The organism is Flavobacterium sp. UBA7663 (assembly GCF_002483315.1).
Taxonomy (GTDB): Bacteria; Bacteroidota; Bacteroidia; order Flavobacteriales; family Flavobacteriaceae; genus Flavobacterium.
Genome location: NZ_DLHR01000019.1, coordinates 334365 through 352327 on the forward strand (window position 1 = coordinate 334365; position 17963 = coordinate 352327).

The window sequence follows — 17963 nt, forward strand, 5'->3', positions numbered from 1 at the left end:
TTTTAGTAATTTTTATGATAGCGTGTAGGCAATAGTTACGATACTAACTTTGCTGTTTGGAATTTTTAATAAAGCTTTTGCACAAGCTTCAAGAGTAGCGCCTGATGTCATTACGTCGTCTACAAGTAAAAAATGTTTGTTGTAATCATTTTCGTTGAAATTTACATCAAATAAAGCATTGGAGATATCTTTCCTGTTTTCTTTGTCTTTTTTGGTTTGTGTTTTTGAATAGCGACTTCTGTATAACAGGTTCGGATTATAAGTTATTTTAAGTTCCTTTGACAAAGCTTCGCAAAAAGTAGTAACTTGATTATAACCTCGTTCTTCCAATCTTTTTTTATGTAATGGAACTGGAATAATTTCAGTGATAGTTTGTATTTGGCGAACAGTTTCTAAATTTTTTGCATACCATTTACCAAGTAAGGAACCCACTTCTTGATGGTTTTTATATTTCAAGTTATGTATTAAATTTTGAACAATACCTTTGTGATGAAAATACAACATTGACGCACTAAATTCTATAGGAATTATGCCATAAAATTTTTTTGTTGTATCATTGTGCTCCAAAAAATGATGATTTGTAAACGGTAACTTGTGATTGCATTCGCTACAAATAATTTTTTCATTGTTTAGTAGTAAAGCATTGCAACCCAAGCAAAGTTTTGGAAAAAGTAAGTTTATCAGATATTTTAGCATTTTATCGATTAATTGTACAAACATTAACATTTTTGAATAAATTTATAAAAAAGTTTATAGAATGACACGTAGAAAAAACAAAATAACCAAAATAAGCATCTTAGTATTGCTGCTATTGGCATTGTTTTTAAGTGTCAAATATTATAAAATATCAGATGATTTTGAAGCTTATACAAAAAACTCTGAATTAGAAAATAAAGTTTTAGAAAGTCAACTTACAGAAATTCTTCACAAATACGATTCTTTAAGTGTTAAAAATAAAATTGACAGTTTAAGATTTAATGAAGAAATCAAGTTAGTTCAGTCAGGAAAATCATCAAAACAAGCCTCGAGATTTAATTCAATAGAAGATTCTATAGTGTTTTTTGCTAAACAACAACAAGATTCTAAAGAAATTGTTTCAAAAATCAATACTGTTGTAAATTCAAAAGGAGCAAGTAAAACAGCCCAACTTACAGCTTTGAATGTTAATGCAAAAGGGGTTAAAATTTATTCTGATGCTTACAAAATGAGTGAAGCTAAAATTCAACAATTAAGGGTTTGTTTTACTTTAGAAGAAAATCAATTGGTGCATTCGGGTAGCAAGACTATTTATGTGCAAGTGGTAAACCCAAAAAATCAAATTATTTCTTTAGGAGATACTTCTGTTGAATCGGATACTAATGTTAAGCTACAATATAGCGCTTCTGTAAACGCAAATTATAAGAAATTAGACACAGATGTTTGTACTTATGTTAATTTGGAACAAAAGAAAACGATAAAAGGTAAATATAAAATCAATATTTACCACGATTTTGTTAAAATTGGCACCACAATTTTTGAATATTAATAATTCTCATTTTTATTCTTCAATTTCTTTTCTTTATTTCATTCCTATTTTTACTTTTGCAGTATGGCAAAACAAGATGATATTTTCAAAAATGTAGTTTCGCACGCAAAAGAATACGGATTTATTTTTCCGTCAAGCGAAATTTACGATGGTTTAAGCGCAGTATACGACTACGCTCAAAATGGTGTGGAGTTAAAAAAGAACATCCGTGAATATTGGTGGAAAGCAATGGTGCAAATGCATGAAAATATTGTAGGTTTAGACGCTGCAATTTTAATGCATCCAACCACATGGAAAGCTTCAGGCCACGTTGATGCTTTTAACGATCCATTAATTGATAACAAAGATTCTAAAAAAAGATATCGTGCCGATGTTTTAATTGAGGATTATGCCGAAAAATTAAATCAGAAAGCACAAAAAGAAATCGACAAAGCACGTGAACGTTTTGGCGCTTCCTTTGATGAAGAGCAATACAAAACAACTAATCCACGTGTGATGGAATATTTGTCTAAAAAGAAGGAAATTCTAGAAAGAATGGCACGTTCTTTAGAGACAGAAAACCTTGCTGATGTGAAAGCCTTAATTGAAGAATTAGAAATTGCTTGTCCAGATAGTGGTTCAAAAAACTGGACTGATGTGAAGCAATTCAATTTAATGTTCGGAACAAAATTAGGAGCTTCTGCTGAAAATGCAATGGATTTATACCTTCGTCCTGAAACGGCTCAAGGTATTTTCGTGAATTTCTTAAACGTTCAAAAAACAGGTCGTATGAAAATTCCTTTCGGAATTGCTCAAACCGGTAAAGCATTTAGAAACGAAATCGTAGCAAGACAATTTATTTTCCGTATGCGTGAGTTTGAACAAATGGAAATGCAGTTTTTCGTAAAACCAGGTGAAGAAATGAAATGGTACGAATACTGGAAGACCACTCGTTTAAATTGGCATTTATCGCTTGGTTTAGGTAAAGAAAATTACCGTTTCCACGACCACGAAAAATTAGCGCATTATGCAAATGCAGCTGCTGATATCGAATTCAATTTCCCATTCGGATTTAAAGAATTAGAAGGAATTCACTCAAGAACGGATTTCGATTTGAAAGCGCACGAACAGTTTTCAGGAAAAAAATTACAATATTTTGACAACGATACCAATTCAAACTACACGCCTTATGTTGTGGAAACTTCAGTTGGTCTAGATAGAATGTTCTTAGCTGTTTTTTCAAAAGCTTTACAAGAAGAAACGTTAGAAGATGGTTCAACAAGAACAGTTTTACGTTTACCTTCAGTTTTAGCACCAACAAAAGCGGCTGTTTTACCATTAGTTAAAAAAGACGGTTTGCCAGAAGTTGCCAATAAAATAATCGAAGATTTAAAATGGGATTTCAATGTTGCTTATGATGAAAAAGACGCTGTAGGAAGACGTTATAGAAGACAAGATGCTCTTGGAACTCCATTCTGTATTACCGTGGATCATCAAACGTTAGAAGATGAAACGGTAACCATTCGTCACAGAGATTCGATGCAACAAGACAGAGTGAAGATTTCGGAATTACGAGATATCATCAATAACGAAGTTTCCATGAGAAACTGGTTGATGAAAATGTAATTGAAAGTTTAAATAATAGAAAAATCCCAAACTTCTTAATTGAAATTTGGGATTTTTTATTTTTCTGAATTCTAATTTCTAACTTTCAAGTGCATTCCAACCTCTTGCTTTTAGTTCAATTTTTGTGTTAGCTCTGGTAATTAAATGTGTGCCTTCTTGTGCATCTACCATGTGGCCAATAATGGTAAAATTTGGATTTCCTTTAATTTTATCAAAATCTTCCATTTTAATTGTGAAAAGTAATTCGTAATCTTCGCCGCCGCTTAAAGCTATCGTTGTGATATCCAAATTAAATTCCTCACAAACATTAATCAATTGTGGGTCAACTGGAATTTTTTCTTCGTATAAATTACAACCTACATTACTTTGTTTGCACAAATGTAAAATCTCCGAAGACAAACCATCCGAAATATCAATCATAGCTGTTGGTTTGATTTCCAATTTCTCTAATAATTCTTTGATGTCGTTACGAGCTTCTGGTTTTAACTGACGCTCGATTAAATAGGTGTAATCATCTAAAACCGGTTGGTTATTTGGATTCACTTGAAACACTTGTTTTTCGCGTTCCAATACTTGTAGTCCCATATAAGCCGCACCAATATCACCCGAAACTACTAACAAATCGGTTACTTTTGCTCCACTTCGGTAAACGATATCTTCTAAGTTTGCTTCACCAATAGCAGTAATGCTTATAATTAATCCTTTTTGCGATGAAGTTGTGTCTCCACCAATAACATCTACATTGTAGATTTTTGAGGCTAGTGTAATTCCTTCAAATAACTCTTCCAAAGCTTCCAAAGGAAAACGATTCGAAACTGCTATCGAAACTGTAATATGTTTTGGAGTAGCATTCATCGCACAAATGTCAGATACATTTGCTACAACCGCTTTGTATCCTAAGTGTTTTAACGGCATGTAAGCCAAATCAAAATGAACACCTTCCACTAATAAATCGGTTGAAATTACCGCTTTTTTATCGCCAAAATCCAACACGGCAGCATCATCTCCAATACTTTTAAGAGTAGACTCGTGAGTAATGGTAAAGTTTTTAGTTAAGTGTTCAATTAAGCCAAATTCGCCTAATTGCGATAAACTGGTTCTTGATTGGTCTTTATTTTCTAACATGAATTATTTTTTTTGCAAAAGTACGGTTTTATTGTTACACAAAGTAGCGCAAAGTTTTACACAAAGTAGCACAAAGTAAATTTTTACATCTGCGAATCTGCGGTTTAAAGGGGCGCTAAGTTTCGCTAAGTTTTACAAAGAACCTTGTAAAGTTTTTTTTAAAGCTCAGCGTGTCTCTAAATTGCTCTGTAAATCTTTGTGTAATAACTTCTAACTCCCAGCTTCCAACTCATTCAACTTCTCATATATTAACCCAGTTTCATAGCCCTTACGAAGTAAGAAATCGACAAATTTTTTATTTCTTTTTTGTCCTTTTGGTTCTTTAATGGTTTCCCAATTCTTTTCCGCTAATGTGTGAAAATTATGAAAATAAGTAGCTTCTGGAATTTCCTTTAATGCGGTTTGAATGTTTCGAGATGAGATATTTCGAAATTTTAGCTCGTTTACTATGCGATTTCTACCCCAAAATTTATAATTGTGTTTGCCACGAACAAAACTTTGTGCAAAACGTTCCTCGTTAATAAAATTATTTTCAATGAGATAAGTTATAATTTCTTCTTTTTCAGATTGATTAACGGAAAACGAATATAATTTTTCTTCCACTTCCTTGTAACAGCGTTCTTGATAGGCACAATAATACTCCATTTTAGAATAGATTTCTTTCAAGGAAAAAGTTGATTTATTAGTTTTCAATTCGTTAACAATTTAATAATGCAATAAATATTTCACAATCAAAAAATTATGATTTATCTTTGTAGGCTTTTTTTTAGCCAAAGAAGTAAAACTTAACCAAGTCTAATATTTTCATTCAAAGTTATGAAATTAAAATTATTTATTGTTGCGTTATTTTGCTCGGTTGCGAGTTGGGGACAGATATTAACATTTGAGTTTTCAGCATTGGCTGGTAGTGAAGCAACTGCAGCATCAAACTTTAATAATGTAAATTTATCTGGATCAACTATTTCGAGAGGAGCAGGATTAGCTGCTCCTGCTAATGGTGGAAGATTTAATGCAGATAACTGGGCAATTACTTCTATTGCAAATGCAGTTTCTGGAAATGACTATATGGAGTTTACTATCACTCCCAATGCTGGGTATCAATTTGATGTAAGTTCTATTGTTGTTCAATGGCAGAGATCTGGAACAGGAAATACACAAATTGCATTACGAAGTTCTGTTGATGGGTATGCAACAAATTTAGATGCAGTTAAGAATGTAGTTGATAATACTTCTACACAAACTTTTACTTATACTTTTGCTCAGTCAAATAGTTCTACAGCGGTTACTTATAGGTTGTATTCGTATGCTGAAAGTACGGGTGGTACTGGAGGTCCTGGTGATGGAGCTGGTAATGATATTATAGTTAATGGAACCGTAACACCAACAGTAGCCACTCCAGAAATCAACCTTCAAGGAAATGGTGTTTCAATAGTTTCAGGAGACGTAACACCTGATACAGCTGACCATACGGATTTTGGTACTGTTTCAACTGCTTCAGGAACAATTGTAAGAACGTTTACTATTCAAAATACAGGAACAGGAGCTTTAAGTTTAACAGGAGCGAGTCCGTATGTTACTATTTCAGGAGCTAATGCGGCTGATTTTACAGTTACAGCAATTCCATCTAATAGTATTGTGGCTTCAGGTAATACAACTTTTCAAGTAACTTTTAACCCATCTGCAGATGGTTTGAGAACAGCAACTATTAGTATCGCAAATAATGATAGCAATGAAAATCCGTATACTTTCGCTATTCAAGGAAATGGTATAAGTGCACCTGTAATTACAAGTAGTTTAACGGCTTCAGGTAATCAAGGTTCGCCTTTTACTTATACAATTACGGCAACAAATTCGCCAACAAGTTATAATGCAACAGGTTTACCAGCGGGTTTAGCAATAGATACGGTAACAGGTATTATTTCAGGAACACCAACGGTTACTGGAAGTTTTAATATTACAATTACTGCAACAAATGGTATAGGTTCTGATAATCAAACGCTAGTTTTGACTTTAGGAACAGGGCCTTGCTTGAGCGAACTATTTGCAGTTAATGCATTGCCTTCTGGATGGATTCAAAACACAATTACATTTACTTCTAGTTATGCTGAATTTGGAGGAAATAACAGTGAATTAACTACTCTTTCGGTTTCAAATCCAGCTTCATTGACTTTTACTTTGGCTAGAACCACAAACACTACAGCAAAAGATTTGATTGTAGAAGTTTCAACAACAAGTCAGGTAGCGGGTTTCACAACTGTTACAACCTATAATCATGGAAATACTATTTCAGGAGGAGTTACAAACTGTACTGTAGATTTATCAGCGTATACTTCATTTCCTACAGTTTATATCAGATTTAGAAAATCTTCATCTACAACATCTCCATGGAGATTAGACAATATTGAGGTTTTTTGTGGTACAGCATGTACTCCAGCAGTTGTAACGGTTACGCCAACATCTGGTCCAGTGGGTACAGAGGTAACAATTACCGCTTCATCTGGAGATTTAACGGGGTCTTCGGTATTTTTTGGAGGAACAAGCGCTACCATTATTTCAAACGATGGTGCTGAGATGATAGTAGTAGTTCCTAGTGGAGCGCCAAATGGAACAATAACAATTACAGATAGTCAACCTTGTGATGCAACAGCTACTTTTACTTTAATTGATTCTGATAATTCTTCATGTGAAGGAGCTTCTGCTACTTCTGATTTAATTATTTATGATATTCATGACGAAAAAACAGGTTCAGGCGGATTTATAACACTATACAATGGAACAGCTGCAACAATTGATTTAACAAATTACAGCATATGGAGAACATCCAACCATGATGATGGAAACGAAGTTGATTATGCTAATTTAACAGGAACAATTGCTCCTGGAGCTTTAGGAATACTTAAAGTTTCTGTTGGTAGTTGCGGCCCAGCATCAACAAATGGTACAATTGATGGAGGTTTTAATGAAGACGATGGTATTCAACTTAGAAATGCAGTAGGAAGTGTGGTTATTGATGATGTTGATACTTATCCAACAGTGCCAGGTTATTATATGGTGAGAAATACTGGGGCATTAAGCGCAAGATCATCTTATGTAGCTGCTGACTGGATTACTATACCATTGGTAGCTGGAGAATGTTATCCAAGTGCTGGATTAACGCTTCCAACAGGAGGAGCATCTCCAAGTGTAACTACACATCCAACATATACACCATCTTGTACTTCAACAGCAGCTATATTAACTACAGCAGGAGCTGAAGGTTTTGCAGGAGGAAATACTTTAGCTTATCAATGGTTTTTTGTTGCACCAGGTAGCGCAACGTGGACAGCTGTTACAAATGGAGGAATTTATAGTGGTGCAACAACTGCTTCTTTATCAATTTCTTCAATTACAGGAGTTATTAATTACCAATATTACTGTCAAATTAGAGAGAATACAGCTACTTGTTATACGGCAAGTAATGCTATAAAAATTACAGATACAAGTACAACAATTTGGAATGGTACAACTTGGTCGAATGGAACTCCAGATGTAACCAAATTAGCAATCATTAACGGCAACTATGATACAATATCTCATGGTGATTTTGAATGTTGTAGTTTATTGGTAAACCTTGGTTTTACATTGAATATTCAAGCCGATGATTTCGTTTTAATTCAAAATGATTTAACAAATAACGGTACATTAAATGTTTTCAATAACGGCTCATTAATTCAAGTAAACGATTTAGGTGTTAATACTGGAAATATTTCTTACCAAAGAATAGCTTCGGTAAAACTTCAAGATTATGTGTATTGGTCGTCACCAGTTAGTGGTTTTGATGTGAATAGCATTTCGCCATCAACGCCAGCCTACTATCATTGGCAATGGAATCCAACCATTTTAAATCCAAATGGAGGAGAAGGAAATTGGGTAAATGCTTCAACAACTATGTTAGGTGGGAAAGGATATATTGTAAGAGCACCAAACGGTTTTAGTAATACTGCAAATCAAAACTGGATAGCTACTTTTAATAATGGTGTTCCGAATAATGGAGTATATACTCCAACTATTGAAAGAGGTACTAATTTAAATGCTGGAACTGCTGGTCCAAATGGAGTAATGCGATTGGCTACTGACGATAATTGGAATTTATTAGGAAATCCATATCCATCATCAATTAGCATTAATTCATTCTTAACTGCGAACACAGAACTTGATGGTTTTATTAGACTTTGGACGCATAGCACTTTACCTAGTACAACGATACTAGATCCTTTTTATAACAACTTCGTTTCAAATTACACCGCTGCAGATTATATTGCACTTAATGGTTCAGGAGCTACAAGCGGACCAGGAGCACCGGGTGTTATTGGAGCTGGACAAGGTTTCTTTGTTTTAATGAATCCAGGAGCAGCAAGTACATCAACCGCTTTGTTTAACAATGCAATGCGAAGCAAAAATTATTCCAATAGTCATTTTTATAGAAATGCAAATACTACCAATGCAGGCCCTAGTGGTGATGTAGAACGTCATAGAATTTGGTTAGACTTAGTAAGTCCAACAAATGAAGTGACTAGAACGTTAGTGGCTTATGTAGAAGGAGCAACAGCAGGAAAAGACAGAATGTTTGATGCTTTTACAGATTATAAATTAGCTCAAAACTTCTATTCTTTAATAGATGATCAAGTCATGGCTATTCAAGGTAAAGGATTGCCATTTGAGCAAGAAGATAGAGTTCCATTAGGTGTTAAAATACCTTCAAATGGAATTTATAAAATAGCAATTGCAGCCGTAGACGGTTTATTTGAAAGTGGTCAAACTATTTATTTAGAAGATAAATCTCTAGGTCTTATTCATAATTTAAGACAAAATCCGTATTCGTTTACCGCAACTTCTGGAATCCTAAATGATAGATTTGTATTACGATACACTAATGAAACTCTTGGTAATGAAGATTTTGAAACGCTTAATAATTCTGTTCTTGTAACAAGCGGAAATGACTTATCTGTAACATCTTTAAAAGAAACAATAAAAGAGGTTAAAGTTTATGACGTTTTAGGTAGATTAATTGTTAACAAGCAAAATGTAAATTCTTTAAACTTGTCGTTGAATAACATAATTAAAACAAATAGTGCGTTAATCATTTATGTTACTTTAGAGAGCGGAAAACAAGTGATTAGAAAAGTTTTATATTAATCATTAAGATATTTATTTTGAAACCAGCTATTTAATAGCTGGTTTTTTTGTTTTTATTAAGATGTTTTGATATTTTTTTTTAAGTTTGTTCTATAACCCCAATTTATGATATCATGAAAAAAAGAATACTTATTTTTTCATTACTTTTTTGCGCTTTTTTCGTTAGCGCACAAAACAAAGAAGCTTGGAAAGAAGTTAATAATTCTTTCAACCTTACTGAAAGTAAACTTAGAAAAGAAGTTTTGCCTTTGCAATACAAACTCTTCAGTTTTGATTATGAAAAATTCACCTCAAAATTAGTAAATGTGCCTCTAAGAGGAGAGTTTGCTGAAGTTTCCGATGTTATTGTTTCTTTTCCAATGCCAAATGGAACAATTGAAGACTTTAGAATTATAGAGGCATCTACTTTTGAAGAAAGTCTGCAAAGACAGTTTCCTGAAATTAGATCATTTGCAGGTCAAGGTGTAAAAGACCCTTCTAATGTAATTCGTTTTAGCGTTTCTCCATACAACGGATTAAGTGCTTTAATTCGTTCAGGTTCACAAGGGACAACTTATGTTATTGATCCAATTTCAATAGATTATAAGACTGTGATTGTTTTTGACAGAATTCATTCTGAAAAGAATGCAGATTTTACATGTACTACACAAGATGCCGTACAACAATTTGGCCAAGTTTTAAATCGTCCATCTGATGGAAATGTTATTTTAAACAACGCGGATGACAGTGTATTAAGAAGATTTAGATTAGCAATGTCCACTACTGGAGAATATGCAGCATATCACGGTGGAACATTAGCTACTGTTAACGCAGCTATAAACGCTACAATGACTCGTGTTAATGGTATCTTTGAGATGGATTTTAATGCTACAATGGTAATCGTTGCTAATAATAACAACGTTGTTTATTTGAATGCAGGAACAGACCCATATGGGGCAACAGACGCCAATTACAATACCGAAGTTCAAGCTGCAATTACAGCACAAATTGGATCAACAAACTATGATATAGGACATCTTATGTCAGCAATTGGTAACAATGGTAATGCAGGATGTATAGGATGTATTTGCGGTACGGCTACTCAAGCTTGGACTTATTTAGGAAATGGAAAAGGAAGTGGATATACAACGAGTACTAATCCTATAGGTGATTTCTTCGATATTGATTTTGTAGCACACGAAATTGGTCATCAATTTGGAGGTAATCATACTTTTTCATTTAGTGCAGAAAATAATGATGTAAATATGGAACCTGGTTCAGGAGTAGCCATTATGGGTTATGCAGGAATTACTGGCGCTACAGATGTTGCTGCACATTCGATTGCAATATTTCACGCAGGATCAATACAACAAATTACAACAAATATAAAATCAAAAACTTGTCAAACAAATATACCTACTGGTAATGCAGTTCCAGTTCCATCAGCGCCTGCAACCAAAACACTGCCAATAGGTACTGCATTCAAGTTAGTTGGAACAGCAACAGATGCTAATAGTGGTGATATTTTATCTTATTGTTGGGAACAAGTAGATGATGCAACAGCTGTTGGAGCCGCTGCATCATACCCTTCAGGGACAAAAACAAATGGTGCTAATTTCCGTTCGTTTATGCCTAAGAATAATGGAACAAGATTTTTCCCAAGATTAGAAGATCATGTGGCAAATGGTGTAGCTGGTAATCAATGGGAGATTGTTCCAACGGTTAATAGAACATTAAATTTTAGAATGACGGTTAGAGATAACAGACCTGGAGGAGGAACTAACGAAAGTACAAATACAGCTGTCACTTTTAACACAGCCTACGGACCCTTTTTAATTACATCTCAAAACACAGCAGGTTTAAGTTATACGCAAGGTTCAACACAAACAGTTACTTGGTCAGTAAATAACACAACAGCTTTAGCTGGCTCAACAAATGTAAATATAAAACTATCAACTGATGGAGGTCAAACATTTCCAGTAACATTAGTTGCAAATACACCAAACGATGGAACGCAAACAGTTACAATCCCTAATGTTTCTGCTCCTTACTGTAGAATATTAATAGAGCCAACAGCAAATGACTATTACGCAATTAATACATCAGATTTTGCAATAGGCTATACGGTTACAACTACAACTTCTTGTAATCAGTATTCTTTAACTCCAAATTTAGCTATACCTGATGATCAATCCGTTGTTGGTTTTACTGTAAATGTGCCAAATGCAGGAATTATTTCTGACGTAAATATCTTAGACTTAAATTTAACTCATCCTTGGATGTCAGATCTTTTATTGGCTCTAAATCATCCAGATGCTACTCAAGTAGTTTATGTGAATGGAGTTTGTACGAATAGAAATGGGTTTAATAATACTGATTTAGATTCGCAAGCGGTTAATGCTATTGATTGTACAGGGAATACAAACACAATTATTGGTGCTGGACCATACAGACCATCCTCTACATTTAATGTTTTTAATGGTAAAGAAGCTAGTGGAACATGGACTTTTTTAGCACTTGATTCAGGTTCGCCAGATGCAGGTACGTTGAGTTCTTTAGTTTTAGAGATTTGTACATCTGCAACTACAATCACAGAATCTCCAAACGCATGTGGTGTTATTACGACTACTTGGAATGGAACTACTTGGTCAAATGGAACTCCGCTAAAAAATGTTGTTGCAATTTTTAATGGTAATTATTCATCAACTGCAGATTTAGAAGCTTGTTCGGTTGTTATTAATAGTGGTTTTAATGTTATGTTTAATACAGGGCACACCTTAATTGTGGGCAATGAAGTTGCTGTTAACGGAACAGGTGTTTTAACAATAGCAAATGATGCGGCTTTAAGACAGATTAATCCGTTATCTGTTAATACTGGAAATATTGTAGTTAGAAGAAATTCTACTCCTTTAGTAAGATTAGATTATACAGCTTGGTCATCACCAGTTTCGGGGCAAAATATCAAATCTTTTTCGCCAAATACTTTAGATAACAGATTCTATGAGTATTTATATACAGGTACAACTACTCCAACCGCTTATCAGTCTGTTGCAAACGTAACAACAACTAATTTTACTTCGGGTAAAGGTTATATGATAAGATCTGCAAATAGCTGGCCAACTACTCCAACAGTTTTTAATGGACAATATTCTGGTGTTCCTTTCAATGGTAATCTATCAGTAAATTTAGGAAGAGGTTATAATTTGATAGGTAATCCTTATGCGTCTCCAATTAATGCAGATAGATTCTTGAGTGATAATGAAGCAACAATAGGAGCTTTATATTTTTGGACTCATACAATTGCAGCTAGTGGAGGAGTTTATCCAGTAAATAACTTTGCAAGTTACACAACTCTTGGAGGAGTAGCTTCCGCAGCAGGAGGTCTTGTACCAAATGGAACTATTCAAACAGGTCAAGGTTTCTATGTTAGAGCATTTGATTTTGGTTCTGCTATTTTCTCAAACTTCCAACGAGTTAACGCTTCGGTTTCTACACAGTTTTATAGAAATTCAAATGAGACAACTTCTGTGACAGAGAAACATAGAATTTGGTTAAACTTAAATGATGACAATGTTTCTTATAATCAAATTTTAGTTGGATATACAGAAGGAGCAACTTCAGGATTTGACAACGCAATAGATGGAAGAATTTTAGATGATTCTAAACCGATGTTATACTCTGTTTTAAATGCTGATAAATTAGTAATTCAAGGAAAAGGATTGCCTTTTACAGATGAGGATATCGTACCTTTAGGATTAAAAGTTTTAGAATCAGGAAACTATTCTATTTCGTTAGAAAATGTAGATGGATTATTTATTAATCAGGATGTTTTTGTAAAAGATACGTATACAAATGTTATCCACAATATCAAACAAGGCCCTTATTCATTTACATCTCAAGATGGAACATTTGAAAATCGTTTTGAATTGGTTTACAAAAACACAACTTTAGGAGGAGAAGATTTTGTTTATGAAAATGCATTAACAGTTTACACTTCAAACAATGGAATTGTATTAAATTCTTCAGCGTTAATTTCAGAAGTAGTTGTTTTTGATGTTTTAGGAAGAAAATTACACCAACAAACAGTTACTAATCAAGAAGAAGTTGTTGTTTCTAAAATAGTGAAATCAAACCAAGCTTTATTAGTGAAAACAACATTGTCAAACGGTCAAGTAATTACTAAGAAAGTAATTTATTAATAAATACAAGGTTTTTTGAAAAGCTCGGCAATGCCGAGCTTTTTTTGTTAAATTCTTTTAATAATTGTTAAATATTAAAAACTTTACTATGTTTGCTTTTAATTCCCCAAATTAAAAAAATATGAAAAAAACCTACTTATTCATTGTAGTGTTTATGCTTGCGTGTTTTCAAGGTATAAATGCTCAATCTAAACGAGTAATTGAAAAAAAGAATTCTAATTCTTTAATCAGTAATGAGAATTCTCGAGAAAATTCTCAAGATTTTAATTTTTCAGAATCGCTCAATAGAGCCAGACAATTTTCTCCAAATGGCATAGTAAGATGTGCTACAAGTGAATATACAAAACAAAAACAAAAAGCAGGGTTAGCACCATCTGATGAAGATTTTGAAAGATGGTTAGCTCCCAGAGTTCAGGAAATAAAAAGATTAAGAACTTTAGGGAGATTGCCTTCGGTGATTACAATTCCTGTTGTAGTTCACGTTATTCATAATGGAGATGCAATTGGCTCCAATGAAAACATTGCAGATGGTCAAGTATTATCGCAAATCACAGTTTTTAATCAAGATTTTAGAAGAATGGTGGGAACTCCAGGATACAATACGAATCCTGTGGGTGCCGATACAACTATTGAGTTTTGTATGGCTCAAGTAGATCCAAATGGGAATCCAACAAACGGAATTGATAGGAGAAATCTTGGTATTGTAAGTTTTGATAATGCTGCTGTAGAAACAGCAAAAGCAAATACAATTTGGGACCCTACCAAATACTTAAATATGTGGACCTTTAATTTTGGAGGCGATTTAGCTAGTGTATTAGGATATGCTCAATTTCCAACAGGTTCAGGTTTAGAAGGAATGCCTACTGCTAATTGTGTAACTGGAGAAGCTTCTACCGATGGGGTAGTTTGTAGTTTTAACACGTGGGGTTCCAGAACAATTTTTCCAACAGGTAACTATGGAGGAACGCAATACGATAAAGGAAGAACGATGACCCATGAGGTAGGACATATGTTTGGACTACGTCATATTTGGGGTGATGGTGGTTGTGGTGTAGATGATTTTTGTGATGATACTCCTTTGTCAGATGCAGCAAATTTTGGATGTCCAACGACAAATAGTTGTGTAGATTCTCCTGTTGATTATAATGATCAGGTTCAAAATTACATGGATTATAGTGATGATTCTTGTATGAATATTTTTACTCAAGATCAAAAAGATAGAATTTTGGCAGTGCTTGTAAATTCTCCAAGAAGAGATGACTTGTTAACTTCCACAGTTTGTAACCCAGTGTCAGTTCCTTATATTCAATTTAAAAGACAAGTTTGTGAACAAAGAATTGCAAAATCAATAATAGAAGGAAATGGTTGTGGTTATACTGAGTTTACAGTACCTGTTAATATTGATAAAGCCCCTTCAGCTAATGCGGTTGTAAGTTTCTTTATAGATGCTTCATCACAAGCAGATGCTACAGATATTCAAATAATGACACCATCGGTTACTTTTAATTCAGGTTCTACAGCGGATCAAAATTTAGTATTCAGAATTTTTAACGATGGATTACAAGAAATAGATGAGGAGTTAATAATTTCTTTTACAGTTAATGCTAATGGCGGAAATGCGGTTATGAATACTGAAGGAAATCTCTTTTCATTAACCATTATAAATGATGATGTTGCTCCAACATTAGTTGAAACATTAAATCTAATTGACGAAGATTTTGAAGACCCTTCAGATTGGTTGATATTTGATGCTGATGGTGATAATATAGTTTGGGGATTGATTAATGCAGATGGAATAGGAACGGCTCCTAATACAATTTCTGGTACTTGTGCCTATTCTGAAAAGAGATTAAATTATTTAGGTACAGGAACAGGTAATGCAAATCCAAACAATTATTTTATAAGTCCTCAGGTGACTATTCCTGCCAATGCATCATCAGTTTCTTTTTCATATATAGTAGCAGGTTATGATAATACTGCTCAAACTAGAAATGCAGGAAACTATAGTGTGTATTTTACTACAAGTATTGCTAATGAAGCTGCAATTTTAGCTGGAACAGTTATCCAAGCAAATGCTACAGTTAATGAGAATACCTCACAATTAAGAACATATAATTTATTGGCATTAGCTGGTCAAACAGGCTATATTGTGTTTAGACATAATAATACAGGAACAACAAATATAGGGTTGCTTTTAGTCGATTCTGTCCTTCTACAGGCAGTTGCTACTAAAAATGTTCAAACAGAGGTTAATAACCCAACCCGTTATCAAGCTACATTACCATCATCGGGTACAATCTATACATCTGATACTACATCAGGAAGAGTAATGGCAAATATAACTAGCGCTGCTAGTTTTAATTACGGATGTACCACAGTGGAGGTTGATAGAAGTCAAGTTTCTGCTGGTGCACCAACAGCTAATTTTATAGATATTACAGCCCCAAATAGAGTTTTGTCAAAAACTTTTTACGTTAATCCAGCTAATGATAATGCATCGGGTAATTTTATAATTAAATTGTATTTTACAGAAGCAGAAGTAGCCGCATGGGAAGCCGCAACAGGTAAATCAAGAACAAGTCTAAGAATCATTAAAGTGGTTGATAACAGTATTAGTTCTGTAAATTCAACTAACTATGAGAATTTCACCATTACTGAAGTTCCTGCTACCATAGGTGCTTTTGGCACAAATGTTACGTTTGAAGCTACTTTTAATTCTAATTTAAGAGGTGGTTATGCTGTTGGTCCTGCAACGGGGCTTATTTGTGGAGACTTTACAACTACATGGAACGGAACTGCTTGGAGTAGTGGTGTGCCAACAAAATTACACGCCGTGACAATCAGTGGTAATTATTCTTCTTCATCTAATGTGGAAGCTTGTTCGGTAACAATTTCAAGTGGAGCAAATGTTGTTTTTAACCCTAATCATACTTTAATTGTTGGAGGAAATGTTGTAGTAAATGCAGGAGGAAGCTTAACAGTTGAGAATAATGCTGCTCTTAGACAATTAAATGATACAGCTATAAACACAGGATTAATAACAGTTAAGCGAGTTTCATCTCCGATGAGAAGATTAGATTATACTGCATGGTCTTCACCTGTATCGGGTCAACAATTATTGGCTTTTTCACCAAATACAATTAGTACTCGTTTTTATGAGTATTTGTTTACAGGAACTACTACACCAACGGCTTATCAATCAGTTACCCCAACGAATAATTTCATTTCAGGTAAAGGGTATATGATTCGTGTTGCGGATAACTGGTCGCCTACTATTGCATCGGCTTATAATGGTCAGTTTTTTGGAACTCCTATTAACGGAATTGTTTCTCAAAATGTTGGAGTAGGTTATAATCTTTTAGGAAATCCTTATCCATCACCAATTAATGCAGATAAGTTCTTATTAGATAATTCATCAGTTGGAACACTTTATTTTTGGACCAATACAACTCCAGCTTCAGGAGGAGTTTATCCACAAAATAATTTTGCTTCTTACACAACTTTAGGCGGTGCAGCTGCTTTCGGAAGTGCTATTATTCCAAATGGAATTATTCAAACTGGACAAGGTTTTTATGTGTTAAGTGCTGCAGCAAATAATGTAAATTTTGCAAACGATTTGAGAGAGAATGCTTCTGTTTCTACACAGTTTTACAGAAATTCAAATGCGACAACTTCTGTGACAGAAAAACATAGAATTTGGTTAAACTTAAATGATGACAATGTTTCTTATAATCAAATTTTAGTTGGATATACAGAAGGAGCAACTTCAGGATTTGATAACGCAATAGATGGTAGAATTTTAGATGATTCTAAACCAATGTTGTATTCTGTTTTAAATGCTGATAAATTAGTAATTCAAGGAAAAGGATTGCCTTTTACAGATGAGGATATTGTACCTTTAGGATTAAAAGTGTTAGTTCCAGGAAACTATACTATTTCGTTAGAAAATGTTGATGGATTATTTGTTAATCAGGATGTTTTTGTAAAAGATATGAATACAAATGTTATCCACAACATCAAACAAGGTCCTTATTCATTTACATCACAAGATGGAACATTTGAAAATCGTTTTGAATTGGTTTACAAAAATACAACTTTGGGAGGAGAAGATTTTGTTAACGAAAATGTATTAACAGTTTACACTTCAAACAATGAAATTGTTTTAAATTCTTCAGTGTTAATTTCAGAAGTAGTTGTTTTTGATGTTTTAGGAAGAAAATTACACCAGCAAACGGTTTCAGATCAAGACGAAGTTATTATTTCTAAAATAGTGAAATCAAACCAAGCTTTATTAGTGAAAACAACATTGTCAAACGGTCAAGTAATTACGAAGAAAGTAATTTATTAATATAAAT

At 33.8% G+C, this 17963-nt stretch carries 8 protein-coding genes; 5 read left to right on the plus strand and 3 right to left on the minus strand.

What is annotated here, in order from left to right; translation table 11 throughout:
* Nucleotides 1-12: 12 nt before the first annotated feature.
* The gene (locus B2741_RS13065; protein ID WP_349680406.1) at nt 13-456 is read right to left on the minus strand and encodes a ComF family protein; all 444 of its coding nucleotides are present in this window, start codon (nt 454-456) and stop codon (nt 13-15) included.
* Between the two features lie 301 nt (nt 457-757).
* On the opposite strand from B2741_RS13065, the gene B2741_RS08865 reads away from it, so the two are divergent.
* Together B2741_RS08865 and B2741_RS08870 are read left to right on the plus strand one after the other, a co-directional pair.
* Nucleotides 758-1525 (plus strand): hypothetical protein, encoded by a 768-nt coding sequence (locus tag B2741_RS08865; RefSeq protein ID WP_291137761.1) that lies wholly within the window; start codon nt 758-760, stop codon nt 1523-1525.
* A gap of 63 nt (nt 1526-1588) precedes the next feature.
* Nucleotides 1589-3130, plus strand: coding sequence for a glycine--tRNA ligase (locus B2741_RS08870; protein WP_264367982.1), 1542 nt, complete (start codon nt 1589-1591; stop codon nt 3128-3130).
* 78 nt (nt 3131-3208) lie between these two features.
* On the opposite strand, the gene thiL is transcribed toward B2741_RS08870, so the two are convergent.
* Together thiL and B2741_RS08880 are read right to left on the minus strand one after the other, a co-directional pair.
* On the minus strand, nt 3209-4255 hold the full coding sequence (gene thiL, locus B2741_RS08875) for a thiamine-phosphate kinase (RefSeq protein ID WP_291137766.1): 1047 nt from the start codon (nt 4253-4255) through the stop codon (nt 3209-3211).
* A gap of 210 nt (nt 4256-4465) precedes the next feature.
* A complete protein-coding gene (locus tag B2741_RS08880) occupies nt 4466-4900 on the minus strand; it encodes a regulatory protein RecX (protein WP_291137769.1) in 435 nt (144 codons plus the stop codon).
* A gap of 171 nt (nt 4901-5071) precedes the next feature.
* On the opposite strand from B2741_RS08880, the gene B2741_RS08885 reads away from it, so the two are divergent.
* The 3 genes from B2741_RS08885 to B2741_RS08895 all read left to right on the plus strand — a co-directional run bounded on the left by B2741_RS08885 (nt 5072) and on the right by B2741_RS08895 (nt 17956).
* Nucleotides 5072-9430, plus strand: a complete 4359-nt coding sequence (locus tag B2741_RS08885) for a choice-of-anchor D domain-containing protein (protein WP_291137772.1) — start codon at nt 5072-5074, stop codon at nt 9428-9430.
* Between the two features lie 113 nt (nt 9431-9543).
* Nucleotides 9544-13608, plus strand: a complete 4065-nt coding sequence (locus B2741_RS08890; RefSeq protein WP_291137775.1) for a reprolysin-like metallopeptidase — start codon at nt 9544-9546, stop codon at nt 13606-13608.
* 121 nt (nt 13609-13729) lie between these two features.
* Nucleotides 13730-17956, plus strand: coding sequence for a M43 family zinc metalloprotease (locus tag B2741_RS08895; RefSeq protein ID WP_291137778.1), 4227 nt, complete (start codon nt 13730-13732; stop codon nt 17954-17956).
* The last annotated feature ends 7 nt before the right edge of the window (nt 17957-17963 follow it).

Coding starts and splice junctions, on each gene's coding strand:
- B2741_RS08865 (WP_291137761.1), top strand. CDS start 758: ATGACACGTAGAAAAAACAAAATAACCAAAATAAGCATCTTAGTATTG.
- B2741_RS08870 (WP_264367982.1), top strand. CDS start 1,589: ATGGCAAAACAAGATGATATTTTCAAAAATGTAGTTTCGCACGCAAAA.
- thiL (WP_291137766.1), bottom strand. CDS start 4,255: ATGTTAGAAAATAAAGACCAATCAAGAACCAGTTTATCGCAATTAGGC.
- B2741_RS08880 (WP_291137769.1), bottom strand. CDS start 4,900: ATGGAGTATTATTGTGCCTATCAAGAACGCTGTTACAAGGAAGTGGAA.
- B2741_RS08885 (WP_291137772.1), top strand. CDS start 5,072: ATGAAATTAAAATTATTTATTGTTGCGTTATTTTGCTCGGTTGCGAGT.
- B2741_RS08890 (WP_291137775.1), top strand. CDS start 9,544: ATGAAAAAAAGAATACTTATTTTTTCATTACTTTTTTGCGCTTTTTTC.
- B2741_RS08895 (WP_291137778.1), top strand. CDS start 13,730: ATGAAAAAAACCTACTTATTCATTGTAGTGTTTATGCTTGCGTGTTTT.